Consider the following 24,882-nt stretch of genomic DNA (forward strand, 5'->3'; position numbering starts at 1 on the left):
CGCTGCCGGGAAGATATCTCGGTGATTCCAGCGCTGCCTAGAGACAATGGGACGCAGTTTGGATGAATTCGGCGGGAGCGTTCACCCGGCGGTTGAGCGAACCCGTGCCGTGTCTATTTCCGGTCGGTTGCGCGACAGGGCAAAACCGTCGCATAGAGGCAGGATGAGACTGATCGTGATCCTGATGGCGGCGCTTGTGGGCCTCCTGCCCGCTGCCGTTGCCGCCCAGTCCGAGGCGCGAGAGCCGCTGCCGCGGATGCGGTGGAGCCACATGGAGAACCACAGGCTGTGGCACGCCGCGGCCTTGCAGGCGCTGCAGACCCACGGGCGCCCGCTCGTCGATATGGTGCCGGGCGATATTGCCGACTGGTGTCCCTATTATGAAGTGGCGGGCCGCGCCGGGCGCGAGGCCTTCTGGGTCGGGTTCATGTCGGCGCTCGCCAAGCATGAGAGCACCTACAAGCCCTGGGCCGTGGGGGGCGGGGGCCGGTGGTACGGGCTGTTGCAGATCCTGCCGGCCACGGCCCGGGGCTATGGCTGCCGGGCGGGCAGCGGGGAGGCGCTGAAGAATGGCGGCGACAATCTGAGCTGTGCCATCCGTATCATGGCGGTGACGGTGCCGCGTGACGGGGTGATTGCCGGGCGCGACACCAAGTGGCGCGGGGTGGCCGCGGACTGGGGGCCGATGCGGGTGCCCTCGAAGCGGCGCGATATCGCGAACTGGGTGAGCGCCCAGCCCTATTGCGCGGCGCCCCCGGACCCGGTGAAGCCGCAGCGCAGACGCCCGCCGCGCACCCATGGTGAGGACCGGTAGGGCGTCGGGCTGCATCTCTGGCCGGACCCGTTGAAACCGCCCGTCCGTTCGGGCCCTCTCGAGGCCAGGAGGCCAGGAGGCCAGGAGGCCAGGAGGCCAGGAGGCCAGGAGGCACGGGGCGAGCCCGATCCCGTCGCTCAGCCGATCAGCGAGAAATGGTGTCGCTCCGTGCGCACGCCGAAGTCCTGCAACGCAGCCTCAAAGGCCGCGTGGGGCGGCGTGGCCTCATAGGGCAGGCGGATCTTGCGCCCGGAGGTCAGCACAGCGGTGGCGCGCACCGAGAAGTCGAGCCGGGTGTCGAGGCGCATGTGATCGACCTCGGCCCATGTCAGCGTGGCCTCGCGCTTGCCGGTGAACCAGCGCAGGCCATGGTCGTCCATCTGCAGGCCCGCCGCGGGGTTGGCCCAGACCTCCCAGAGCGCGGGCAGGGTGAAGAGCGCGATGATCCCCATGAGCCAGGGCGCGGCCTGCACGACGAGGATCGCCAGGATCAGCAGAGCCCAGATGGCGAGCACCACGCCGAGCGCGGTCCAACTGCGGCCCTGACGGTGATAGGTGAAGGGCTCAGCGGCCACCCGTGACGTCCAGCGTCGAGCCGGTGACATAGCTGGCCTCCTCCGAGAGCAGCCAAAGGGTGGCGCGGGCGACCTCCTCGGCGGAGCCCTTGCGTTTCATCGGGACCATATGGGCGAGCCGGTCGGCGCGCCCGGGCTCGCCGCCCTTGGCGTGCAGCTCGGTCTCGATCAGGCCGGGGCGGATCGCCATGACGCGGATATTGTCTGCGGCAACTTCGTCCGACAAGCCTTTGGTAAAACAGTCAATTGCGGCCTTGGAGGCGGCGTAGTCGACATATTGGTTGCCGGAGCCCAGGCGGGCCGCAGCGGAGGAGATGTTGACGATGGCGCCGCCGTCGCCCTGGGCCTGCATGCGGACCACTGCTTCCTTGGCGACGAGCATGGCGCCGATCACGTTGATGTCGAACATGCGGCGCAGGCGGGCGTGGTCCATATCGGTGAGCTTGGCGGTCTGGTCGACAACGCCCGCGTTGTTGATGAGCGCGTCGATGCGGCCGAATTCCGCGTCGATCTTGGCGAAGACGCCGGTGATCGCCTCCGGGTCGGCCACGTCGCCCTGGCAGAGAATGACCTTGGCGCCCGCCGCGCGGCAATCATCCGCCACGGTCTCGGCGCCAGCAGTGTCGGAGCGGTAGTTCAGTGCCAGATCAAAGCCCTCCTTGGCGGCAATGCGCGCGCAGGCGGCACCAATCCCGGCGGAGCCGCCGGTGATGAGCAGAACGGGTTTCATGGGTCAGGTTCCTCGGATCCGGGTGAGCATTTCGGTGGTGTCGCGCGACAGGTCCGGCAGGGCGAGGATGCGGTCGAGCTCGGCCGCGATCTTGGTCTTGCGGGCATCGTCGTACCGTGTCCAGGTCTGGAAGACCGAGCACATGCGCGCGGTGGTCTGCGGGTTGACCGGGTCGAGCTTGATCAGCCAGTCGGCCAGCAGGGTGTAGGCAGCCCCGCTGGCGTGGTGGAAGCCCGCGTGGTGGCCTGCCATTGCACCGATCACCGAGCGGAACCGGTTGGGGTTCTTCCAGTTGAAATCGGGGTGCTCGGTGAGCTTTTGTGCGGTGGCGGCCACTGCGTCCGGCTCCGCCTGCATGACCTGCAGGCCGAACCATTTGTCCATGACCAGACGGTCGGACGACCACTGTTGCTCAAAGGCCTGCAGGGCCGCGTCGCCCGCGTTCTGGCGTAGCAACACGGCAAGGGCTGCCAGCTGTTGGGTCATGTTGTCGGCGGCGTCGTATTGCGTCTGCGCTCGCTCGGGGCCTTCGGTGCGGGAGAGCAGGGACAGGGCCGCGTTGGCGAGGCTGCGGCGGCCCGATTGTTCTGCATTGGGGGCGTAGGGTTCGGTGACCTGATGGGTCTCGTAAAGGGTGGGCAGCAGGTCGGCGAGATGCTTGGCGAGCGCCTCACGCATCGCCTCGGAGGCATCCCAGATGGCCGCCGGATCCGGGACCTCGCCCAGTTCGTGCAGCGTTCGCGCCAGGTCGGACTGGCCGGGCAGCCCCAGCATCAGCGCGCGATACGCAGGGTCGAGGCTGTCGTCGGCGAAGACGGCCCGGAGCCCGTCCAGATACTTGGCATCCGGTTTGGCGCCCTCGCGGATCATCGCGAGCAGGCTGCTGCGGGCGAGGTCGCGGCCCGCTTCCCAGCGGTTGAAGGGATCGGTGTCATGGGCCAGCAGGAAGGCGGTGTGCTCGTCCGGCAGCTCGCGTTTGAGCACCACAGGGGCGGAGAAGCCGCGCAGCACCGAAGGGATAGGGCGCTCTGGCAGCCCTTCGAAGGTGAAGGATTGCGAGGCCTGGGTGAGCTCAAGCACTTGGCTGGCCACAAGCTCTTCGCCGGAGGGGGAGAGCAACCCGGTGACGATGGGGATGACCTGTGGCTGCGGGTCGGGCGTGGTCTCCGATGGGGCGAGGTCTTGCGTGAAGGTCAGGATGTAAGCGCCTGAATACCAGGCATCTTTTACAGTCACCGTTGGCGTGCCGGCCTGGCTGTACCAGCGCTTGAACTGGCTGAGATCGCGGCCGGTGGCGTCTTCGAAGACCTTGAGCCAGTCCTCGATGGTGCAGGCCTGCCCGTCGTGCCGGTCGAAATAGAGGCTGAGCGCCTTGTCGTAGGCCTGTGCCCCCACCAGACGGCGCAGCATGCCGATCACCTCGGCGCCCTTTTCATAGACCGTGGCGGTGTAGAAGTTGTTGATCTCCTGAAAACTTTCGGGGCGCACGGGGTGGGCGAGCGGGCCCTGGTCCTCGGGGAACTGCCGGGCGCGCAGGTCGATCACGTCCGAGATGCGTTTCACCGGGGCCGAGCGCATGTCGGAGGTGAACTGGCTGTCGCGGAAGACGGTCAGGCCCTCTTTCAGGCAGAGCTGGAACCAGTCGCGGCAGGTGATGCGGTTGCCGGTCCAGTTGTGGAAATACTCATGGGCGATGATCGCCTCGATGCGCTCGAAATTGCCGTCTGTTGCGGTTTCGGGCGAGGCGAGCACGGCGGCGGAGTTAAAGATGTTCAGCCCCTTGTTCTCCATCGCGCCCATGTTGAAGTCGTCGACGGCGACGATGTTGAAGACGTCGAGGTCGTATTCGCGGCCATAGACCTCCTCATCCCATGTCATGCTGTCTTTGAGCGCCTGCATGCCGAAGGCGCATTTGCCCTCGTCGCCGGGGCGGACGTAGAGGTTGAGATCGACGGCGCGGCCCGAGCGGGTGGTGAAACTGTCGGAGTGGGCGACGAGCTCGCCTGCGACCAAAGCGAAGAGATAGGCGGGCTTGGGCCAGGGGTCGTGCCATTCGGCGCGGCCCTCCGAGGCCTTGACCGGGTTGCCGTTCGACAACAGCACCGGATGCGGGCCGTTGATGGTGACGGTGAAGACGCTCATCACGTCGGGGCGGTCGGGGTAGTAGGTGATCTTGCGGAACCCTTCCGCCTCGCATTGGGTGCAGTACATGCCGTTCGACATGTAGAGCCCTTCGAGCGCGGTGTTGTTGGCGGGATCAATCTCGACCTCCGCCTCCCAGGTAAAGGGGGTGTCGGGCACGGTGCAGGTGAGGCCCTCGTCCGTGATCTCCGGATCGACCGCCGTGCCGTCGATGCGCGCGGAGATCAGGGTGAGGTTTTCGCCGTGCAGGAAGATCTGCCCTCCGGCATCGGGCTTTGGAGCAAAGGCAATCCGGCTTTTGACCCGCGTGGCATGGGGATTGAGATCGAAGGTCAGCGCCACCGATGTGACATCAAAGCCGAAGGGTTTGTAATCCTTGAGATAAATCGTCGTCGGGGCCGCGTCGCGCATCGGGTCACCTGCCTTGGATCTGGAACCTGAGAGATGGTTCGGACGTTAGACAGTGAACTGCGCGCTCGCAACCCGGCTTGCGCGCCCTAGATGAAAGGAATGATCATGTCAGCACCTGACACGAATATCGACCGTCAAACACGTCGGCACTGGCCGGCGATCCTCGGCATATCGGCGGCGATTCTTTTGGGGATTGTCATCGGTCTCTTCATCGCTTCGGTGATGGACGTGGAAGACGGCCCGCAGATGAGCGAGATCGAACTGCAGAACGGCGTGGCCGTGATGTCGGACGGCTAAGGCGCGTGCGCCGGAAGGGGGATTTGCCGCAAAAGACCTGTGTGGTCTGCGGCCGACCATTCACCTGGCGAAAGAAGTGGGACAAGGTCTGGGCAGAGGTGCGCTATTGCTCGGAACGGTGCCGTCGCAACGGGAAAAGCGGCGGCACCGGTCAATTGGTAAAGTAAACTGACCGGCTTTATTGCCTCTCGAAAATTTTCCTCGTACATCTTCGCATACGAGCCCCTGGGGCAGCATCGAGGAGCGTGTGAGATGGCCGGGTATCAACAGAAAAACGAGTTGCAGGTCGCGGATGCGCTTGTCGCGTTTCTGGAGGAGCAGGCGTTGCCGGGCACCGGCGTCGATCCGGCCGCCTTCTGGCAGGGATTTTCCGCTCTGGTGGCCGAGACCGCGCAGGAGAACCGCGATCTGCTGGCCAGGCGGGAGGATTTGCAGGCGCAGATCGATGCCTGGCATCTGGAGCGGCGCGGGCAGGCGCATGACCACGAGGCTTATTGCGCTTTTCTGCGCGAGATCGGTTATCTGGTCGACGAGGGCGATGATTTCGAGATCGACACCGCCAATGTGGACCCGGAGATCGCGTCGGTGCCGGGGCCGCAGCTGGTGGTGCCCATCACCAACGCCCGCTATGCGCTGAATGCGGCGAATGCGCGCTGGGGCAGTCTGTATGACGGGTTTTATGGCACGGATGCGATGGGCAGCGCCCCGCCCGGCGGCGGCTATGATCAGGGGCGCGGGGCGCGGGTTGTGGCACGGGCGCGGGTGTTTCTGGACGAGGCCTTTCCGATCACGCGCACCTCTCACGCCGATGCCAAGCGCTATTATGTGCACAAGGGCGCCCTTCTGGTGGATGACCAGTTCCTCGTTCACCCCGAGAAATTCGTGGGCTACACCGGGCATCCCAAGGCGCCCTCGACCGTCATGCTGCGCAACAACGGGCTGCATGTGGAGCTGGTCTTTGACCGCACCCATGCGATCGGCAGCCGGGATCAGGCGGGGCTGACCGATGTGCGGCTGGAGAGTGCGATTTCGGCCATCATGGACTGCGAAGATTCGGTGGCCTGTGTGGACGCCGAGGACAAGGTTGTTGCCTACGCCAACTGGCTGGGGCTGATGAAGGGCGATCTGGAAGACACCTTCGAGAAAGGCGGGGAACAGATCACCCGTGCCCTGAACCCAGACCGCGAGTTAATTGCACCCGACGGCACCAAGCTGACGTTGAAGGGCCGGGCGCTGATGCTGGTGCGCAACGTGGGCCATCTGATGACCAATCCGGCGATCCTGGACAAGGACGGCACCGAGATTTTCGAAGGGGTGATGGATGCGATGATCACCACGCTGATCGCCATGCATGATCTGGGAAGAGAGGGGGGCAACTCGCTCACCGGGTCGGTCTATGTGGTGAAGCCCAAGATGCACGGGCCCGAGGAGGTTGCCTTCGCCGACCGCACGTTCACCCGTGTCGAAGAGATCCTGGCGCTGCCGCAGTACACCGTCAAGCTGGGCATCATGGATGAGGAGCGCCGGACCTCGGTGAACCTGAAGGAGTGTATTCGCGCCGCGAAGTCCCGGGTTGCCTTCATCAACACCGGGTTTCTGGACCGCACCGGCGACGAAATTCATACCTCCATGGAGGCGGGGCCTTTCAGCCGCAAGGACTTTATCAAGCGCAAGACCTGGATCGGCGCTTATGAGAACCAGAATGTGGATATTGGCCTTGAATGCGGGCTGAGTGGCAAGGCCCAGATCGGCAAGGGCATGTGGGCGATGCCGGACCTGATGGCGGCGATGCTGGAGCAGAAGATCGAGCATCCGAAATCGGGCGCCAACTGCGCCTGGGTGCCGAGCCCGACGGCGGCAACGCTGCACAGCCTACATTATCACAAGGTGGACGTCTTCGCCGTGCAGGAGAAGCTGCGCGCGGGCGGGCGGCGCGCCTATGTGGACACGGTTCTGAACATCCCGCTGGCGGAGTACCGCAAGTGGAGCGAGGGCCAGATCATCCGCGAGATCGAGAACAACGCGCAAGGCATCCTGGGCTATGTGGTGCGCTGGGTCGATCAAGGGGTTGGCTGCTCGAAAGTGCCGGATATCAATGATGTGGGTCTCATGGAGGACCGCGCGACCTGCCGGATTTCGGCGCAGCATATTGCCAACTGGCTGCATCACGGGGTGGTGGACGCGCAGCAGGTCATGGGGGTCATGCGCAAGATGGCCGAGGTCGTGGACGGGCAGAATGCGCATGATCCGCTCTATCAGTCGATGGCGCCCGGCTTTGACGGGATCGCCTTTCAGGCCGCCTGCGATCTGGTCTTCAAGGGCCGGGTGCAGCCCTCGGGATATACGGAGCCGGTGCTGCATGCACGGCGCCTCGAATTGAAGGCCGCGGGCTAGGATCTGCTGTCCTTCGTGTTACGTCGCCTTTGAACTCAGGAGAACTCATGACCATCAGTTTACGCCGGGCCCGCACGATCATTCGCAAGACCTTTGAGAAGGGGCGCGAGATGGAGTTGAAACCGCTGTCTGTGGTGGTGCTGGATGCCGGCGGCAACGTGCAGGCGTTCGAGCGCGAGGATGGGGCCGCGCCCGGGCGGTTCGAGATAGCGTTCGGTAAGGCCTATGGCACCGTCATGCTGGGCATTCCGGGTTCGGCACAGATGGCGCGGGCGGAGAGCCAGGCCTATTTCATGGGCTGCGTGAACGGGGCCTATGGCGGCAAGGTGATCCCGGTGCCCGGTGGCATTCTCATCCGCGACCGCAAAGGGGCTGTGGTCGGCGCCATCGGTGTGACGGGCGATACGTCCGACAATGATGCGGCGGTGGGCAGTGCCGCCATCGAAGCGGTGGGGCTGGTTGCTGAAAGCTGAGGCAGTTTGCAATTGCGCACAGGTCTTTGCGCGGTCATGGACTGTTAACCCGGCCCGTGCGAGGGTATGGTCTCGCAAAGAGATCTGAAGGGAAGAGCAATGGCGCGGCCGGTCGTTGGCATCATCTGCAACCGCTATCTGATCAATGACGAATACCCGGTGCATGCGGGCGGGACGATGAACTCCGACGCGATCGCCGGAGTGGCGGAGTGTGTGCCGATGATTGTGCCGTCCAATCCGGATTACGTGTCGATCAACGATCTGTTGGAGGCCTGTGACGGCTTCCTTCTGACCGGGGGCCGGCCCAATGTGCATCCCGAGGAGTATGGCGAGGAGGCGACCGCCGCGCATGGCGACTTTGATCGCGCGCGCGATGCGATTGCGCTGCCGCTGATCCGCGCCTGTGTGGACCGCGGGCAGCCGTTCCTGGGCATCTGCCGGGGCTTTCAGGAGGTGAATGTGGCTCTGGGTGGCTCCTTGCATCCTGAAATCCGGGACCTGCCGGGGCGGATGAATCACCGGATGCCGCCCGATGGCACGCTGCAGGAGAAGTTCGAGAACCGCCATACCGTCTCCTTCACCGAGGGCGGCGTGTTTCATCGCCTGATGGGCGCGCAGGAGGTGGTGACCAACACGCTGCACGGTCAGGGGATCAAGCAGGCCGCGCCGCGCGTCGTGGTTGATGGGGTGGCACCCGATGGCACGCCCGAGGCAATCTTCATCAAGGATGCGCCGGGTTTCACCCTCTCGGTCCAGTGGCACCCCGAGTACCAGGCGGCCGAGGACCCGGTCTCGCGCCCGCTCTTTGCCGCCTTTGGCCGCGCCGCGCAGGCCTGGTCGCAGGGGCGGCGGCTGACGCCGGCGCAGGTAGCCTAGGCGCTTTCGGGCGCCGTCGTTTTCAACCCCATCTCGCTGAATTTCGGGGGGCGTGCCGGAGTGGCGCGCAGATGCGCGGTGGCCAGATCGCGGTGCAGAGAGGTCCAGCTCCAATCGGTGGGACGCTCCACCAGGCCCGCCTCGACCGGTGCGGTATGGATGAGGCGCCGGTGCAGCATCAAATCGTGGGCCGAGCGGATGCGATGTTCCCAGAAGCGGCGCTGCCAGATGCCCTTCTCCTTGCGCAGGATTTCTGTGGCTGTCCGGTCCTCCGGCGGTGGGAGCGCGCGGGAGAACCGGCTCTTCAGAAAGCTCCAGCGGGTGCTGAAGTCGGCCTCGCCCTCTGGCAAAGTCCAGATCGTATGGATCGCGGCGGGCAGGATGACGATGTCGTCGATGCTGAACGGGTAGCGACTGATGGTCTGGCGCATGGCGCGGCGCAGCAGGTCAACCTGATCGGTCAGCAGGGTGCTGCGCGGGTCGACCAAGCGCGCGGTAAAGAAGAAGGTGCCGCCGGGTGTTTTTGAACGGATCTGATGTCCCATGCCGCGAGGCTAGCCACGGCATGGTTAAGGAAGGCTGAATCGCGGGCAGGGGTGGCCTGAAAGCCCACCCCACCTGCCAGCACAGACCGCAGAACAGGCAGGTGCGGTGGGCTTTCAGGCCACCGCCTGGTACTATATTTGCCCGCCCGCGATCTCGATGGCCTGTCCGTTCACGCTCTCCGACCCGTCCGAAACCAGCCAGAGCGCCGCTGCGGCGACCTCCTCGGGCGCGATCAGGCGGTTGTGGCGGTTGGCCGAGACCATCATTGCGCGCGCCTTGTCCGCGCTGACGCCCGCGCGCGCGGAGATCGAGGCCGTGTTGCGGGTCACGATGTCGGTGTCCACATAGGCGGGGCAGAGCGTGTTGAAGGTGATGGGCTTGCCGATATAATCCTCGCTGAGGGCGCGGATCAGCCCGACCATGCCGTGTTTGGAGGCCGTATAGCAGGCCGCGCCCGGCAGCCCGCGCAGACCGGCGACGGAGGAGACCGCGATCACGCGCCCCCAGTCGGTCTCGCGCATGGACTGCAGCGCCTCGCGGATCGTCAGGAAGGCGCCGTCGAGGTTGGTGGCCATCATGTCGCGCCAGAAGTCCAGATCGGTCTTATGCAGCGCGCGGCCTTCGGCGATGCCGGCGTTCGCGACGCAGATCTGGATCGGGCCGCGTGCCTCGACCGCTGCGGCGGTGGTCTCGACCACCCGCGCCTCGTCGCGCACATCCATGCTCATGCCGACGATGCCGTCTCCGGCCGCGGCATCGAGCGCTGCCTGCCTGCGGCCCGTGATCGTCACCGCCGCGCCGCGTGCGGCCAACGCGCGGGCGATGGCCAGCCCGATGCCGCTGCCGCCTCCCGTGACCAGCGCGTGTTTGCCCTCAAGCTCCATGTCTTGCCCCTCCCGCTCTGTGCCTCCCGACCTTAGCGGCGGCCTGCCGCGACACAAGCTGCCGGATGGCTTGTCTCCGCGTCGAGCAGGGCGTAGCCTTGGCCCAACCATCTGGAGGGTGAGCGATGCAGCGTGTGCGCGGGTTCGGTGGCTTTTTCTTTCGGGCCAGGGATCCCAAGGCTCTGGCCGCCTGGTACGCGCGACATCTGGGCATCTCGGAAGTGCCTCAGGACTATGAAAGCCCGGTCTGGACGCAGGAGGCGGGCCCCACGGTCTTTGCGCCCTTTGCCGCGGACACGGAGTATTTCGGCAACGCGGAGAAGCAGTGGATGCTGAACTTCCGCGTCGATGATCTCGATGCGATGGCAGACCAACTGCGCGCAGCGGGCATCACCGTCGACATGCACCCGGAGGAGCTGCCGAACGGGCGGTTTGCGCGGCTCTATGATCCCGAGGGCAACCCCATCGAACTTTGGGAGCCTCGGTCTGCGGAACCGGGGCCGTGAAATGGCTCGACCTGCCGCCCGTTTGGCTTGTGGGCTGCGCGGTGCTGGCCTGGGTGCAGGCGAAGTATCTTTCGTTCAATCTGAGCCTCGCGCATCCCGTCACCTTCCTGCTGGCGGGGTTGCTGGTCGGCGGTGGCCTTGTGCTGACCCTGCTCGCGGCGATGGAGTTCCGCAAACATCGGACGACCATCGTGCCGCATCAGATGCCGACCAATCTGATCCAGTCCGGCATCTTCGGGCGCACCCGCAACCCGATCTATCTCGCTGACGTGCTGATCCTCGCGGGGCTCTGCCTGTGGTGGGATGCGGTGCTCGCATTGGTGCTGGTGCCGATCCTGGTCTGGGTGCTGGAGCAGCGCTTTATCGTGCCGGAGGAGAACCGCATGCGGCGGGAATTCCGGGCGGATTATGCCAGATATGAGCAAAAAGTGCGCCGCTGGCTGTGATTTCTTTGCAGTTGTTGCGCGGCGTTGTTGGCGAGGGGATTGTACCTCCGGAGCCTGCGGGGTAGTGGACAACGCGAGTCTGTGCGCCATTTTGGGCAAAAACGCATCAAACGGGGGAGTTTCAGTTGAAGATCGGAACACCAAAAGAGATTTTTGAGGGCGAAGCACGCGTCGCGATGACACCCGAGAGTGCCACGCAGCTGCAAAAGCTGGGGCATGAGTGCATCATCGAAACGGGTGCGGGTGCGAAAGCCGGGTTTTCGGATGCCGACTACAAGGCTGCAGGCGTCGAGATCGCCAAGACGGCGGCGGCGCTCTGGAAGGCGGCGGATGTGGTTGCCAAGGTGCGCGTCCCTGACGAGGCCGAGATGAAGCGGCTGCGCGCAGACCAGACGCTGATCTCCTTCTTTAGCCCGGTGGCCGATGAGGCCAAGATGCAGGCGGCGGCCAAAAAAGGTGCCACGGTCATCGCGATGGAGATGATCCCGCGGATTTCCCGGGCGCAGAAGATGGACGCGCTGTCCTCCATGGCGAATATCGCCGGGTATCGGGCTGTGATCGAGGCGGGCAACAACTTCGGGCGATTCTTCACCGGGCAGATCACCGCTGCCGGTAAGGTGCCGCCGGCGAAGGTACTGGTGGTTGGCGCGGGTGTCGCCGGTCTCGCGGCGATTGGCACGTCGACCTCGCTTGGGGCGATCACCTATGCCTTCGACGTGCGGCCCGAAGTGGCCGAACAGGTCGAGTCGATGGGCGCCGAGTTCGTCTATCTGGACTTTGAAGAAGAGCAGCAGGACGGCTCGGCCTCGGGCGGCTATGCCTCTGTGTCCTCACCGGAATTCCGCGAGGCGCAGCTGGCGAAGTTCCGCGAGCTGGCGCCCGATATGGACATCGTAATCACCACCGCGCTGATCCCGAATCGCGAGGCGCCGGAACTGTGGACCGAGGACATGGTGAAATCCATGAAGCCGGGCTCGGTGATCGTGGACCTGGCCGCCGAGAAGGGCGGCAACTGCAAGCTCACGGTCGCGGATGAGAAGATCGTGACCGAGAATGGTGTGACGATTATCGGCTATACCGATTTCCCCAGCCGGATGGGCGCACAGGCGTCGAGCCTTTACGCCACCAACATCCGCCATCTGATGACCGATCTGACGCCCGAGAAAGACGGCGTGATCGTGCATGACATGGAAGATGACGTGATCCGCGGTGCGACGATTGCGCACGCCAAGGAGGTCACCTTCCCGCCGCCACCGCCCAAGGTCGCGGCGATTGCGGCGGCGCCGAAGAAGGAGGCGCCGAAGGAGCTGACCGCCGAAGAGAAGCGCGCGGAAGAAGTCGCGGCCTTCAAGAAGCAGACCCAGACGCAAGTGGGTCTGCTGGCCATCGGTGGCGCGCTGGTGCTGGCGGTGGGGCTGGTGGCGCCTGCAAGTTTCATGCAGCATTTCATCGTTTTCGTGCTCTCCGTCTTCATCGGGTTCCAGGTGATCTGGGGCGTGGCGCATTCGTTGCACACGCCGCTCATGGCGGTCACGAATGCGATCTCCTCGATCATCATTCTGGGCGCGCTGATCCAGATCGGGTCAAGTTCGCTGTTGATCACGCTGCTGGCTGCGCTGTCGGTCTTCATGGCCTCGATCAATATCTTCGGTGGCTTCCTTGTCACCCGGCGCATGCTCGCCATGTTCCAGAAATCGTAAGGGGTAGGGGCAATGGAATTCGGATTTACGATTGCGGCCTATGCGGTCGCGGCAGTGCTCTTCATCCTGAGCCTTGGCGGGCTTTCCGGTCAGGAAAGCGCCAAGCGGGCGGTCTGGTACGGCATTGTTGGCATGGCGATTGCGGTGGTCGCAACCCTGATTGGACCCGGTCAGGGGCTTGGAGTTGTCTCCATCGTGCTGATCGCTCTGGGGGCGGCGGTGGGCTATCAGCTCGCCACCAAGGTGCAGATGACGCAGATGCCCGAACTGGTGGCGATCATGCACAGCCTCGTGGGCCTTGCGGCGGTGTTTGTGGGCTTCAACGCGGACATCATGATCAACAACATGAGCGATCTCTTCGTCGAGAATGGCGGTGTTCTGGGAGCCGTGGGGCCGGATGGGTATACCGCCGTCGGTCTGCCCAAGGAGATCTATGACGGGTTGTCGTCCTTTGGGCAGCTCATTGCGAAAAAGAGCAACGTCGAGATCAACATACTGAAAGTCGAGCTGGTCTTGGGCATCTGGATCGGGGCGGTGACTTTCACGGGCTCGGTGATTGCGTATGGCAAGCTGGCGGGCAAGGTGGACACCTCGGCGTCGAAACTGCCCGGTGGGCATTTGCTGAATGCCGGTGCTGCCGGTCTGTCGCTGCTCTTTGCGGTGATGTATCTGGGCGGATCGGGCAGCTGGACGCTGGTGCTCTTGACGCTGCTGGCGCTGTTTATTGGCTATCACCTGATCATGGGCATCGGTGGCGCTGATATGCCGGTGGTTGTCTCCATGCTGAACAGCTATTCCGGCTGGGCGGCGGCGGCGATCGGTTTCTCGCTCGGGAATGACCTGCTGATCGTGGTGGGCGCGCTGGTGGGCTCGTCGGGTGCGATCCTCAGCTACATCATGTGCAAGGCGATGAACCGGTCGTTTGTCTCGGTGATCCTGGGCGGCTTTGGCGGCCCGGCGGGCGAGCAGCAGGCGGTCGAGGGCGAACAGGTGGCCATCGAGGCCGATGGCGTGGCCACAGCGCTCAATGAGGCCGACAGCGTGATCATCATCCCGGGCTACGGCATGGCGGTGGCGCAAGCGCAGGGGGCGGTGAGTGAGTTGGTCAAGAAGCTGCGGGCGAAGGGCAAGAATGTGCGGTTCGCCATCCACCCTGTTGCGGGGCGTCTGCCGGGGCATATGAATGTGCTTCTGGCGGAGGCCAAGGTGCCGTATGACATCGTGATGGAAATGGACGAGATCAACGAGGACTTCCCGGACACGGATGTGGCGATTGTCATTGGCTCCAATGACATCGTGAATCCGGCCGCGCAGGATGATCCGAACTCGCCCATCGCGGGCATGCCGGTGTTGGAATGCTGGAAGGCCAAGCAGGTGTTCGTCTCGAAGCGCGGGCAGGGCACGGGCTATTCGGGCATCGAGAACCCGCTGTTCTTCAAGGAGAATACGCGGATGTTCTATGGCGATGCGAAGGCGTCGCTGGACAAGCTCTTGCCGATGATCGACTGAGGTTTCGCCTTCGGTTTTGAGATGAAACGCCGCCCCTCGGGGCGGCGTTGCTCTATCCGGGGTGGCCCAAGGCCCACCCCACCTGCCGGTGGCTGTGGGAGGGCCTGCTGCTCAAGCGGTGATCAGTATGCCGTTGTATCCACTTAACTTATTGATAAGTATTGAAGAATTATTTGACATCGTGGCGTAGCGCATTATTCCTCTGACAAAACCGGAGCAGCGTCATGTCCCCCATCAGCGATCATCCCCTGCGCTACAAGCTGGCCAACGAGCTGCATGCGCGCCCGTTTCCCTCTCTCACGCCACCGTCGTCGGTGGCCTATGTGGCGATCAAGCAGCCCAATGATGCGGTGAGCCGGGACCGGGCGCAGGATATGGAGCATCTGGTGGCGCTGCTCGACCGGCATGGGGCGCCGCACCCGCAGCCGGGGGCCACGCATTACTATGGGCAGATCGGGAAATACTGGCTCAAGTGGGAGCAGCACACGGAGTTCGTGACCTATACGGCGTTCTCGGACAATGGGGTCACGCGGCCCTTTGATCCGGCGGAGTTCGAGGTGTTTCCGGCGGATTGGTTGGAGGACGCACCGGGGCAGCGGATGACGTCGATCCTGCTGAACGTGGTGCCGAAGCCTTCGAAGACCGAGGACATCACCGCGCGGCTGAAGGACTGGTTTGTGTCGGAGAGCCTGGCGGTGTCGTCCGTGCTGGAAGACGCGGCGGTTGTCGCCGGGGATTTCCGGATCGATCTGAATGGGCATCTGCGGTTTGCTGTCTTTGCGGAGGAGGCGACGGGCGCGCGGCGGATTGGGCGGATCGTGCAGCGGCTGTGCGAGATCGAGACCTACAAGACCATGTCGATGCTGGGCTTTGCGCGCGTGCGCTCGCTGCAGCCGCAGCTCAATGAGCTCGACACCAAGCTCACGGGGCTTATGGGCGCGATGAGTGAAGAGAGCGCCTCGGCCGAAGAGACGCTGCATGATCTTCTGGCGATTTCAGCGGAGTTGGAGACCTTGTCGGCGCGCTCGTCCTTTCGGTTTGGGGCCACGGGGGCCTATGAGGCGCTGGTCAACCAGCGGATCGAGGCGTTGCGCGAGGCGCGGTTTCTCGGGCGGCAGCACTTCGGAGAGTTCATGATGCGTCGCTATGCGCCTGCGATGCGGACCGTGCATGCGGCGGAGGCGCGGCTGGAGGCGATGTCGAGCCGGTCGATCCGGGCGTCAAACCTGCTGCGCACGCGGGTCGATGTGGAACGTTCGGCCCAGAACCAGACGCTGCTGGAGAGCATGGACAAGCGGTCGGATCTGCAGCTGCGGTTGCAGCGCACCGTTGAGGGGTTGTCGGTGGTGGCGATCAGCTACTACGCGGTCTCGCTTGTGGGGTATCTGCTTTATCCGCTGACGCAGACGACGGGGCTCAGCAAGGGGATGCTCACGGCGCTGGTGACGGTGCCGGTGGTGCTGTTCGTGTGGTGGATGGTGCGGCAGTTGCGGAAAAGTGTGGAATAGGTCGATCTTTCCGCAGGAAAGTCGACCCGTGTGGACAAGTGGGTTTGCGCAGCAAACCTGCGGTCCAGCACCCGGTGGCGTGATGCGAGGAGTCGCTACGCCCACACAATTTGAGTTTGTGGGCGACAGCGGGACGGCGCTCTTTCGGCTTGCGCGAAAGACGCCCCGCCCGCCGTCCCGTGTGGGGCGCCTAGAGTGGAGAGGGGGTGGCACCGCAGGTTTGCTTTGCAAACCCACTCGTGCCACTCGGATCCGCGGCCTAGCGGCCGCGAATCCGGGGGTCCAACGCATCTCTGAGCCCGTCACCCAGGTAATTCACGGAGAGCACCGTCAGCGAAATCAGAATGCCCGGCAGCATCACGCGTTCGGGGAATTCTTCCATGCGCGGCACGGCGTCTGACAGCAGTTTACCCCAGGTCGGGAAATCGGACGGGAAGCCCACGCCGAGAAAGCTGAGCGCGCTTTCGGTGATGATCGCCGTGGCGAGGCCCAGCGTGGCGGAGACCATGATCGGCGAGATCACGTTGGGCAGGAGGTGTCGCCGGATGATCTTGGCCGGAGTTGTGCCGATGGACCGGGCGGCGAGGATGAATTCGCGTTCCTTCAGGGCGAGGATCTCGCCGCGGACGATCCGGGCGGTCTGCATCCAGGAGGTGATGCCAATGACACCCACGATGAGGATGAACATGCCCGTCTCCGGCCCGAAGTTGGCCCTAAGCGGTTGGCGGAACAGCGTCACGGCGACGAGCAGCAGAGGCAGGATCGGCAGCGACAGGAACAGGTCGGTGAAGCGCATGAGCGGTCCGTCGAGCCGCCGGAAATAGCCTGCGCAGACGCCGATGGCGGTGCCGATGAAGAGCGCCAGGATCATCGCGGTCCAGCCGACTGCCATGGAGGCGCGCCCGCCCGCGATGAGTGTCGCGAGGATGTCGCGCCCGAGGTTGTCGGAGCCCAAGGGCTTTTCCCAGCTGGTGTTGGCCGTGCTGTCCCAGAGCAGGGTGTAGAGCGGACGCATGTCCTTGTTGCGGATGTCGAGCTGTTTGGCATCGACCGTCCAGATCAGCGGGCCGATGAGGACGGCCAGCGTGATGAAGAGCAGGAAGCCGCCGCCGATAAGCGCACCCTTGTGCTTGCGGAACTGGTCCCAGACGTCGCGCCACTGGCTGCGGGGTTCCTTCGGTGGCTCCTTGTCCTTGAGCGCGCCGTAGAGCTCCAGCTCGGCCTCGGCATTCACGCGTTGATCAGTCATAGCGGATCCTTGGGTCGAGCACGCCGTAGAGCACGTCGGCGATGAGGTTGAAGAGCACGATCAGGATGGCGAAGATGAAGGTCAGCGTCATGACCATGGGCAGGTCATTGGCGAAGAGGGCGGTGAGCAGCAGCTGGCCAATTCCGTTCACTTTGAAGAGTGTCTCGGTGATGATGGCGCCTCCGAAAATGGACGGGACACCGAGCGCAATGACCGTGATGATCGGGATCATCGAGTTGCGCAGGACGTGAACGAGCACGACGACGCTCTCCTTCAGACCCTTGGCGCGGGCGGTGCGCACATAGTCCTGGTTGAGGTTGTCGAGCATGGACGCGCGCATGAAGCGGCTGATCTGTGCCGTGGTCTGCAGGGCCAGCACCATGACGGGCAGGATCATCTGGTTGAGCTGGACTTTGAAGCTGGCCCAGTCGGTGACCACATGGGTGGTGTCATAGATCGAGGGGAACCAGCCGAGATTGACGGAGAAGATCACGATCACCAAGACGCCGGAAAAGAAGGGCGGGATCGAGAACCCGATCATGCTGATGAACGTGCCGGCCTGGTCGAAGAGCGAGTATTGCCTGTAGGCGGAGTAAATGCCGATGGGCAGGGCGATCAGGATGCCGACGATATAGGACATGCCGACGACCCAGAGTGTCTGCGGCAGGCGTTGAACGACGATATCCATCACTGGCGACCGGGTCTGCCAGGAGATCACGCGCAGCTGACCGTTGTAGAGGTTGGTGTCGGGCAGCCAGCCGAGAAGCAGGCTGTCGCGGGTCAGCCAGTCGACAAAGACCTGCGGCTCGATCCAGAAGAACTGCACAAGCCACTTCCAGTACTGCACGTGGATCGGCGCGCCAAGGCCCAGGGCCTCGCGCATCTGTTGTTTGACTTCCGGGGGGACGGTGAGGGGCACCTGCGCCATCGGGTCGCCGGGGGCCAGCTGCAGAAGCAGAAAGATGACGATGCTGATGAACAGCAAGGTGGGGATCGAAAGGACCAGCCGCCGAATGGTGTATGTCAGCATGCGTCGCGCCTTTTTGCGGTCGTCTTGGTGTGACGTGCAACGGTTGGGGGAGCGGGGGCGCCGGGCGGCGCGGGCTTTAGCCCGCGCCGCCCGGCGCCCCCGCGGATCGCATCAATTCTTGATGCGATACCAGTCTGCGATGTTCCACAATTCGGAATCCCAGTCGGACATCTTCACGCCGCCAAGGGTGTTCGCGTGGGCCGACGGGTTGCCGCGGTGCACCAGCGGGATGATCGAGTAGCTCTGGATGATCATGTCGTTCATCTGTTTGGCCAATTCGCCCCGCTCGTCGAGATCGGATGTCACCGACATTTTCTCGACCAACTCGTCATACTCCGGCTTGCAGAAGCGCTGGATGTTCGAGCCCTGCCACTGGGTTGCAGGTGTCGGGATGTCGGAGCACAGCCAGTTGGCCATATAGGCTTCCGGGTCAACGCCGGCGAAGTTGTTGGTGTACATCTCGATGTCGGCATAGAACTTCTGGAACGTATCGGGCGAGCCCGGATCACCACCGAAGAACACCGAGGCGTCGATGTTGCGCAGCTCGGTCTCGACGCCGATCTGGCTCCACCAGTCCTTGATCAGGGCCTGGGTGTCTTGGCGCACCGCGTTGGTGGAGGTCTGGTAGAGCACCGAGAGCTCCACGCCATCCTTGTCGCGAATGCCGTTGCCGTTGGTGTCGACCCAGCCCGCTTCATCGAGCAGCGCATTCGCCCCTTCGATGTCCTGGGTCAGGCAGTCGTTTGCGTCCGAGGCGTAGAGTGCGGGCGCGGGCAGCACGTTGCAGGTCGGCTGGCCCCCGGCCCCATAGCCCACCTCGACGATCAGGGCGCGGTCAATTGCCATTGACAGGGCTTGGCCGACTTTCGGGTCGGTCAGGAAGGGATGCGCGTTCTCGCCATTCATGAAGACCGAGCGCTTGTCCGGCCCGAGCGCGGGATCGGGGTTGGTCTGATTGAGGTGCAGACGCTCGACCGAGGTGCCATAAGCGGCCACCACCGTGCCTTTGCCCACTGCTTCCATACGGTCCAACACGTCAGGCGCCAGTTGCAGGTTCCAGGCATAGTCGAACTCGCCGGTCTCAAGCACCGAGCGCGCTGCTGCCGCCGCGTCACCACCGCCCTTGAAGGTCACGGTCGCAAAGGCCGGCTTGCCCTCTTCGCGGTAGTTCTCATTGGCCACATAGGTGATCACGTCATTGGGACGGAAGTCGCTGACCACGAAGGGGCCGGTGCCGATGGGGCCGAAGTTGGCGTCGGTGCACTCAGGCGCGCGAGCGCCGAGGCAGTCCTGAAACTGCGCTTTCTGCAGGATCGGGGATTCCGCGCCCACAAAGGCGGTATAGGGGAAGGGCTTGGGTGCGTCGAAGGTGATCTTGACGCCCCGCTCGCCCTCGGCCTCGACCGAGGCCACACCATCGAAGTAGCTCACCCCGGCGCAGCCGCTCTCGGGGTGGGTGCAGTACTCGTGGGTGAAGATCAGGTCATCGGCGGTCAAGGCGGAGCCATCGGACCAGACCACACCATCCTTCAGCGTCCAGGTGATGGAGGTCAGGTCCTCCGCCACGCCGCCGTTTTCCACGGTGGGGATCTCTTCGGCGAGCCACGGCACCATCTCGCCCGCTTCATTGAAGCGCGCAAGCGATTCCAGAACGAGGCTGGCCGCTTCATTTTCCTTGGTGCCGCCGGACAGGAACGGGTTCAGGGTGGAGGGCGCTTGCCAATAGATGATATTGAGCTGGCCGTCTCGGCCGCGTTCCCCTTCATGGCCATCCGCGAGCACCACAGGCACATAGGCTGTTGTGGCGATGGCCCCCATCAATAGGGTTCTGAGTTTCATGTTCTACTCCATGTTGGACATATGAATGCCGATAAGCGCACGTTCTCCGACGCTGCGCCTTGAGTGCCGTCTTTCGGGGAGATGAAGACTGTCGCGTAACTCGATCCAAGACCGCTGTTTTTCACCTGCCCCCCAGATGCATACGCCCATCGAAGCAGCTTTTGCGGAAAAAGCAACCCTTGTGATGGGTGACCCGATGGAAAGCAGGGGGCTGCGGGTTTGACACTGCCATCGCCTTGGGCATAGCGTCGAAAAAACGCAAATATCAGGAGCGGCGATGCTGGATCATGACCACCAGGAGGGCAGCCCCGCGCCGATTGCGCGGCTCAAAGGGCTGCGGGTTGAGTTCCAGACCAAGGACGGGCCGGTGGTCGGGGTCGAGGATGTCTCGTTCGATATCAACCCGGGCGAGACGGTCTGTGTCGTGGGCGAAAGCGGCTCGGGCAAGTCGGTCTCGTCGCTGTCGCTGATGCGGCTGGTGGAGTTCGGCGGCGGCGAGATCACCGGGGGCCAGCTCTGGTTCGACCGGCCCGGTGGCGCGGATATCGATCTGGCCAAGACCAGTGGCGACGAGATGCGCCACATCCGGGGCAATGAGATCGGGATGATCTTCCAGGAGCCGATGACGGCGCTGAACCCGGTGTTCACTGTGGGGCGGCAGCTGACGGAAGGGCTGCGCCTGCACAAGGACATGAGCAAATCGCAGGCCCGTGCGCGGGCGCTGGAGCTGTTGCGCGAGGTGCGCATCCCCGAGCCGGAGCGGCGGCTCGATCAATACCCGCACGAGCTCTCGGGCGGCATGCGCCAGCGCGTCGTGATCGCCATGGCGCTCGCCTGCAAGCCGCGCCTGCTGATCGCGGATGAGCCGACGACCGCGCTCGACGTGACGATCCAGGCGGAGATCCTGGCGCTGATGGACCGGCTCAAGCGCGAGACGGGCACGGCGGTGATGTTCATCACCCACGACATGGCCGTGGTGGCGCAGATGGCCGACCGCGTCGTGGTCATGTTCCGCGGCAACAAGGTCGAGGAAGGCCCGGTCGCGCAGATTTTCGAGAGCCCGCAGCACCCCTACACCAAGGCGCTGCTCGCCGCCGTGCCCAAGCTGGGCGAGATGCGTGGCAAGGCGGCGCCCGAGCCGATGAAACTGCTCGGCACGCCGGGCGCCGAGATCAAGCCGATCCCGGGCACGGATGAGGTGCTGCTCTCGGTCAAGAACCTGACCACACGCTTTCCGGTCAAGGGCGGTTTCTTCCGCCGGACGGTGGCGAATGTGCATGCGGTCGAGGATCTCTCCTTCACGCTGAACAAGGGTCAGACGCTGAGCCTTGTGGGCGAGAGCGGCTGTGGCAAATCGACGGCGGGCCGGTCGATCCTGCGGCTGGTCGATCCGCTTTCCGGTCAGGTCGACCTCGACGGTACCGACATCATGGCGCTGGATCAGGCGCAGCTGCGCCGCGCGCGGCTGGATATGCAGATGATCTTCCAGGATCCCTTTGCCTCGCTGAACCCGCAGATGCAGCTCAGCGATCAGGTGGCCGAGCCGATCCATAATTTCGGTACGCTCAAGGGCAAGGACGTGCAGGCCCGTGTCGAGATGCTGTTCGACCGGGTGGAGCTGCCGCGCAGCTTCATGCGGCGCTATCCGCATGAGCTCTCTGGCGGGCAGCGGCAGCGGGTGGCGATAGCGCGGGCCCTGGCGTTGAACCCCAAGCTGATCATCGCGGATGAGGCGGTCTCGGCCCTGGACGTGTCAGTACAGGCGCAGGTGCTGAACCTGATGATGGAGCTGCAGGCGGAACTGGGGCTTTCCTTTCTCTTCATCAGCCATGACATGGCGGTGGTGGAGCGTGTGAGCCACCACGTCGGTGTGATGTATCTGGGCCGCATCGTCGAGATGGGGCCACGTGCGCGCGTCTTCGAGAACCCGCAGCACCCCTATACGCAGGCGCTGATGAAGGCGGTGCCCATCGCCGATCCGCGCCAGCGCAAGGATGAAAGCGAGCTGAACTTCAAGCCGATCCCCTCGCCGATCCACCCGGTGGGTTATGAGCCCGAGGCCTCGATCTATCGCGAGGTGGAGCCGGGCCATATGGTGCTGGTCACCGACAGCGGATATGACCGCAGCGATGCCATCGTCGAGGTGGAAAACCGCTTGCGCGACGGCCAGGACGAGGCGGAAGGAGCGGGCGGACGCCGCCTTTATGACTGACCGCCTGACGCCGCTTGAGATCATGCGCCAACTCGTGGCGTTTCCGACGGTGAGCCGCGATACCAACTTGCCGCTGGTCGATTGGGTCGAGGAGTATCTCGCCGCGCAGGGTGTCACGGCGCATCGCTACACCGACCCCGACCAGCCCAAGGCCGCGCTGTTTGCGCATGTGGGGCCGTGGGAGGAGGGCGCGGTTGTGCTCTCGGGCCACACGGATGTGGTGCCCGTCGATGGCCAGCCCTGGGACACCGACCCTTTCGAGGTGGTCGAGAAGGACGGGCGCTATTTCGGGCGCGGCACCTGCGACATGAAGGGCTTCGATGCGCTGGCGATCTGGGCGCTGGTCGAGGCGCATCACGCAGGCGTCAAGCGTCCGCTGCAGATCGCTCTGAGCTATGATGAGGAGATCGGCTGCACCGGGGCGCCGCCGATGATCGAGGCGATGCAGCCGGTGTTGCCCAAGGGCAGTGCCGCGATCATCGGGGAGCCCTCGGGGATGCGCGCGGTCTCGGGGCACAAGGGCGGCTGCGGCTTCGACACCCATGTGCAGGGCTTCGAGGTGCACAGCTCGCTGATGGACCGTGGCGTGAACGCGGTGATGTATGGCGCCAAGCTGGTAGACTGGGCCAACCGGATGAACGCAGCCAATCAGGCGGATGAGCCGCAGGACATCGCGGCGCTGTTCGACCCGCCCTTCACCACGGTGCACGTGGGCATGATCTCGGGCGGCACGGCGCATAACATCACGGCGAAGGATTGCCATTTCGCGATGGATTTCCGCGTGGTGCCGGGCGAGGACAAGCGGGCCTGGGAGGCGCGGTATCGCGCACGGGTGGCCGAGGTCGAGGCCGAGATGCAGGCGGTTGTCGCGGACACGCGCATCGCGATCACCCCACGCTTCGACGTGCCCGCGCTGGAACCGGAGGTGGGCGGCGAGGCCGAGGCGCTGGTGCGTGGGATCACCGGCGACAATGCGAGCCACGTGGTCAGCTATGGGACCGAAGCCGGGCAGTTCCAGCAGGCCGGATATTCCGCGGTGATCTGCGGCCCCGGGTACATCGCCCAGGCACATCAGCCCAATGAATACATCTCCGTGGCCGAGTTCGAGGCGGGGCAGGATTTCATGCGCCGCCTGGTGACCCGGCTCGGCACATGAGCGGCCGCGCGCCACTGACAGGTGGGGTGGGCTTTCAGGCCACCCGCCGCCGGGGCCGCATGTGAGCACCGGCCCAATCTCCATCGACACTCCGGTGCGCTTTGCCGCCAAGCTGCCGGAGGCCGCGGACGTGGTGGTTATCGGTAGCGGTGTCATCGGGGTCAGCACCGCGCTGTATCTTGCGCGTGCGGGTCGCTCGGTTGTGCTGCTGGAGAAGGGCCGGATCGCGGGTGAGCAGTCGAGCCGCAACTGGGGCTGGATCCGGCAGCAGGGCCGCGACCCGGATGAGCTGCCCATCATGGTGGAGGCGAACCGGCACTGGCGCCAGTTGGCAACCGAGACCAACCGCGACATCGGTCTTGTGCGGGGCGGTGTGACCTATCTGGCGCAGACCGAGGCTGAGATGGCGCGCTATGCCGATTGGGTGCCCCATGCGCAGTCGCAGGGTGTGGACACGCGGCTGCTGACCCGTGCCGAGACCGCCGCGCTGCTGCCCGCTGCGTCGAAATCCTATCTGGGCGCTCTGCACACCGCCTCCGACATGCGCGCGGAGCCCTGGGTCGCGGTGCCCGCGCTGGCCGAGCTTGCCGCGCGCGCCGGCGCGCAGATCATTGAGAACTGCGCGGTGCGCTGCCTCGATATCGCAGCCGGGCGGGTGGCGGGTGTGGTGACCGAGCAAGGGCGTACCGCGGCACCCGAGGTGGTACTGGCGGGCGGCGCGTGGTCGGCGCTCTTTCTCCGCAACCATGGCGTGGCGCTGCCGCAGCTGTCGGTGCGCGCGACCGTGGCGGCCACCACGGCGCTGCCCGAGGTGGCACCGGGCGGGATGGCGGACACGCGCATCGCCTTTCGCCCGCGCCAGGACGGAGGCTACACGCTGGCGGCTGGCGGGTTTCATGAGCTCTTCCTCGGCTGGGATGCGCTGCGCGCGCTGCCGAAATTCCTCACGCAACTGAAGGCAGAGCCCTTCGGCACCCGGTTTCTGCCCGCGGCCCCCAAGGGCTATCCCGATGGCTGGCGCACGCCGCGCCGCTGGTCTGGCGAGGACACCAGCCCGTTCGAGGGGCAGCGCGTGTTGAACCCGGCGCCGAATGCGCGGAAAGTGCAGCAGCTCAAACACGCCTTTGCCGCGCTCTTTCCGGAACTTCCCAGCTTCGAGATCGCGCAGAGCTGGGCGGGCATGATCGACACGATGCCGGATGTGGTGCCGGTGGTGGACCGTGTCGCGGCATTGCCGGGGCTGACGCTGGGCACCGGGATGAGTGGGCATGGGTTTGGCATCGGCCCGGCGATGGGGCGTATCCTGGCGGATCTGGCGCAGGGCAATGCGCCGGGCCATGACCTGACCCGCTTTCGGCTCAGCCGTTTTGCCGATGGCAGCCCGATGCGGCTCGGACCAGCGCTTTGACGCGGGCGGATGCGGCCTCGTCAGCTTCGGGTTGAAGCTGCGGGATGCGGCGATAAGATACGGCAAGCGGCCAGAATCGTTCAACCTTCTGTCTGTCGTACGGCCTCTGACCGCAGCCTGTCAGGGCTCGTGCGCCCACCCGATCCCCATGGCCCCACGCCACCTCAAGGAGAGATG

General features: G+C 64.6%; 22 protein-coding genes. 14 read left to right on the forward strand and 8 right to left on the reverse strand.

From position 1 onward, the window contains the following. Positions 1-163: 163 nt before the first annotated feature. Positions 164-814, forward strand: a complete 651-nt coding sequence (locus tag Q1A71_RS01060; protein WP_299670786.1) for a transglycosylase SLT domain-containing protein — start codon at positions 164-166, stop codon at positions 812-814. A gap of 137 nt (positions 815-951) precedes the next feature. Here the strand turns inward: Q1A71_RS01060 and Q1A71_RS01065 are convergent, their stop codons facing one another. The 3 genes from Q1A71_RS01065 to pepN are packed head-to-tail and all read right to left on the reverse strand — an operon-like array spanning position 952 to position 4,672. After that, a complete protein-coding gene (locus Q1A71_RS01065; RefSeq protein WP_299670788.1) occupies positions 952-1,419 on the reverse strand; it encodes a hypothetical protein in 468 nt (155 codons plus the stop codon). Continuing rightward, positions 1,379-2,119, reverse strand: a complete 741-nt coding sequence (locus tag Q1A71_RS01070) for an SDR family oxidoreductase (protein WP_299670790.1) — start codon at positions 2,117-2,119, stop codon at positions 1,379-1,381. Before Q1A71_RS01070 ends, Q1A71_RS01065 begins: the two co-directional genes overlap by 41 nt. Positions 2,120-2,122: 3 nt before the next feature. Continuing rightward, the gene (pepN, locus tag Q1A71_RS01075; protein ID WP_299670793.1) at positions 2,123-4,672 is read right to left on the reverse strand and encodes an aminopeptidase N; all 2,550 of its coding nucleotides are present in this window, start codon (positions 4,670-4,672) and stop codon (positions 2,123-2,125) included. Between the two features lie 105 nt (positions 4,673-4,777). Between pepN and Q1A71_RS01080 the strand changes: the two genes are divergently transcribed. From Q1A71_RS01080 to Q1A71_RS01100, 5 genes are all read left to right on the forward strand, one after another. Continuing rightward, positions 4,778-4,969 carry a hypothetical protein gene (locus Q1A71_RS01080; RefSeq protein WP_299670795.1) on the forward strand — a complete coding sequence of 64 codons (192 nt, stop codon included), beginning with the start codon at positions 4,778-4,780 and terminating at the stop codon, positions 4,967-4,969. Positions 4,970-4,974: 5 nt separating this feature from the next. Next, positions 4,975-5,136, forward strand: a complete 162-nt coding sequence (locus Q1A71_RS01085; RefSeq protein ID WP_299670797.1) for a DUF2256 domain-containing protein — start codon at positions 4,975-4,977, stop codon at positions 5,134-5,136. 85 nt (positions 5,137-5,221) lie between these two features. After that, positions 5,222-7,363: a malate synthase G gene (locus Q1A71_RS01090; protein ID WP_299670799.1), complete on the forward strand. Its 2,142-nt coding sequence runs from the start codon at positions 5,222-5,224 to the stop codon at positions 7,361-7,363. 47 nt (positions 7,364-7,410) lie between these two features. Then, positions 7,411-7,836 (forward strand): heme-binding protein, encoded by a 426-nt coding sequence (locus Q1A71_RS01095; protein WP_299670801.1) that lies wholly within the window; start codon positions 7,411-7,413, stop codon positions 7,834-7,836. 99 nt (positions 7,837-7,935) lie between these two features. Further along, complete coding sequence (locus tag Q1A71_RS01100) at positions 7,936-8,712, forward strand: gamma-glutamyl-gamma-aminobutyrate hydrolase family protein (protein WP_299670803.1); 777 nt, start codon at positions 7,936-7,938, stop codon at positions 8,710-8,712. Here the strand turns inward: Q1A71_RS01100 and Q1A71_RS01105 are convergent. Continuing rightward, complete coding sequence (locus tag Q1A71_RS01105) at positions 8,709-9,257, reverse strand: transposase (protein ID WP_299670805.1); 549 nt, start codon at positions 9,255-9,257, stop codon at positions 8,709-8,711. The genes Q1A71_RS01100 and Q1A71_RS01105 overlap by 4 nt on opposite strands. Before the next feature lie 132 nt (positions 9,258-9,389). Continuing rightward, complete coding sequence (locus tag Q1A71_RS01110) at positions 9,390-10,142, reverse strand: SDR family oxidoreductase (protein ID WP_299670808.1); 753 nt, start codon at positions 10,140-10,142, stop codon at positions 9,390-9,392. 125 nt (positions 10,143-10,267) lie between these two features. On the opposite strand from Q1A71_RS01110, the gene Q1A71_RS01115 reads away from it, so the two are divergent. From Q1A71_RS01115 to Q1A71_RS01135, 5 genes are all read left to right on the forward strand, one after another. Further along, on the forward strand, positions 10,268-10,648 hold the full coding sequence (locus Q1A71_RS01115) for a VOC family protein (protein ID WP_299670810.1): 381 nt from the start codon (positions 10,268-10,270) through the stop codon (positions 10,646-10,648). Continuing rightward, on the forward strand, positions 10,645-11,094 hold the full coding sequence (locus Q1A71_RS01120; RefSeq protein WP_299670812.1) for an isoprenylcysteine carboxylmethyltransferase family protein: 450 nt from the start codon (positions 10,645-10,647) through the stop codon (positions 11,092-11,094). The genes Q1A71_RS01115 and Q1A71_RS01120 overlap by 4 nt, the downstream gene beginning before the upstream one ends. Positions 11,095-11,219: 125 nt before the next feature. Beyond that, the gene (locus Q1A71_RS01125) at positions 11,220-12,794 is read left to right on the forward strand and encodes a Re/Si-specific NAD(P)(+) transhydrogenase subunit alpha (RefSeq protein ID WP_299670814.1); all 1,575 of its coding nucleotides are present in this window, start codon (positions 11,220-11,222) and stop codon (positions 12,792-12,794) included. A gap of 12 nt (positions 12,795-12,806) precedes the next feature. Then, positions 12,807-14,303 carry an NAD(P)(+) transhydrogenase (Re/Si-specific) subunit beta gene (locus Q1A71_RS01130; protein ID WP_299670816.1) on the forward strand — a complete coding sequence of 499 codons (1,497 nt, stop codon included), beginning with the start codon at positions 12,807-12,809 and terminating at the stop codon, positions 14,301-14,303. A gap of 224 nt (positions 14,304-14,527) precedes the next feature. Next, the gene (locus tag Q1A71_RS01135; RefSeq protein WP_299670818.1) at positions 14,528-15,811 is read left to right on the forward strand and encodes a DUF3422 domain-containing protein; all 1,284 of its coding nucleotides are present in this window, start codon (positions 14,528-14,530) and stop codon (positions 15,809-15,811) included. 259 nt (positions 15,812-16,070) lie between these two features. Here the strand turns inward: Q1A71_RS01135 and Q1A71_RS01140 are convergent, their stop codons facing one another. The 3 genes from Q1A71_RS01140 to Q1A71_RS01150 all read right to left on the reverse strand — a co-directional run bounded on the left by Q1A71_RS01140 (position 16,071) and on the right by Q1A71_RS01150 (position 19,929). Beyond that, positions 16,071-17,060, reverse strand: a complete 990-nt coding sequence (locus tag Q1A71_RS01140) for an ABC transporter permease (protein ID WP_299670820.1) — start codon at positions 17,058-17,060, stop codon at positions 16,071-16,073. Continuing rightward, positions 17,053-18,090 (reverse strand): ABC transporter permease, encoded by a 1,038-nt coding sequence (locus tag Q1A71_RS01145; RefSeq protein WP_299670821.1) that lies wholly within the window; start codon positions 18,088-18,090, stop codon positions 17,053-17,055. Before Q1A71_RS01145 ends, Q1A71_RS01140 begins: the two co-directional genes overlap by 8 nt. Positions 18,091-18,201: 111 nt before the next feature. Next, positions 18,202-19,929: a peptide ABC transporter substrate-binding protein gene (locus Q1A71_RS01150; protein WP_299670823.1), complete on the reverse strand. Its 1,728-nt coding sequence runs from the start codon at positions 19,927-19,929 to the stop codon at positions 18,202-18,204. 277 nt (positions 19,930-20,206) lie between these two features. Between Q1A71_RS01150 and Q1A71_RS01155 the strand changes: the two genes are divergently transcribed. The 3 genes from Q1A71_RS01155 to Q1A71_RS01165 all read left to right on the forward strand — a co-directional run bounded on the left by Q1A71_RS01155 (position 20,207) and on the right by Q1A71_RS01165 (position 24,705). Further along, positions 20,207-22,141: an ABC transporter ATP-binding protein gene (locus Q1A71_RS01155; RefSeq protein WP_299670825.1), complete on the forward strand. Its 1,935-nt coding sequence runs from the start codon at positions 20,207-20,209 to the stop codon at positions 22,139-22,141. Then, positions 22,134-23,297: an acetylornithine deacetylase gene (gene argE, locus Q1A71_RS01160; RefSeq protein ID WP_299670827.1), complete on the forward strand. Its 1,164-nt coding sequence runs from the start codon at positions 22,134-22,136 to the stop codon at positions 23,295-23,297. Before Q1A71_RS01155 ends, argE begins: the two co-directional genes overlap by 8 nt. Positions 23,298-23,358: 61 nt before the next feature. Continuing rightward, on the forward strand, positions 23,359-24,705 hold the full coding sequence (locus Q1A71_RS01165) for an FAD-binding oxidoreductase (RefSeq protein WP_299670829.1): 1,347 nt from the start codon (positions 23,359-23,361) through the stop codon (positions 24,703-24,705). Positions 24,706-24,882 lie beyond the last annotated feature (177 nt).

Origin of the sequence: uncultured Roseobacter sp. (assembly GCF_947493125.1) — a bacterium.
Lineage (GTDB): Bacteria > Pseudomonadota > Alphaproteobacteria > Rhodobacterales > Rhodobacteraceae > Roseobacter.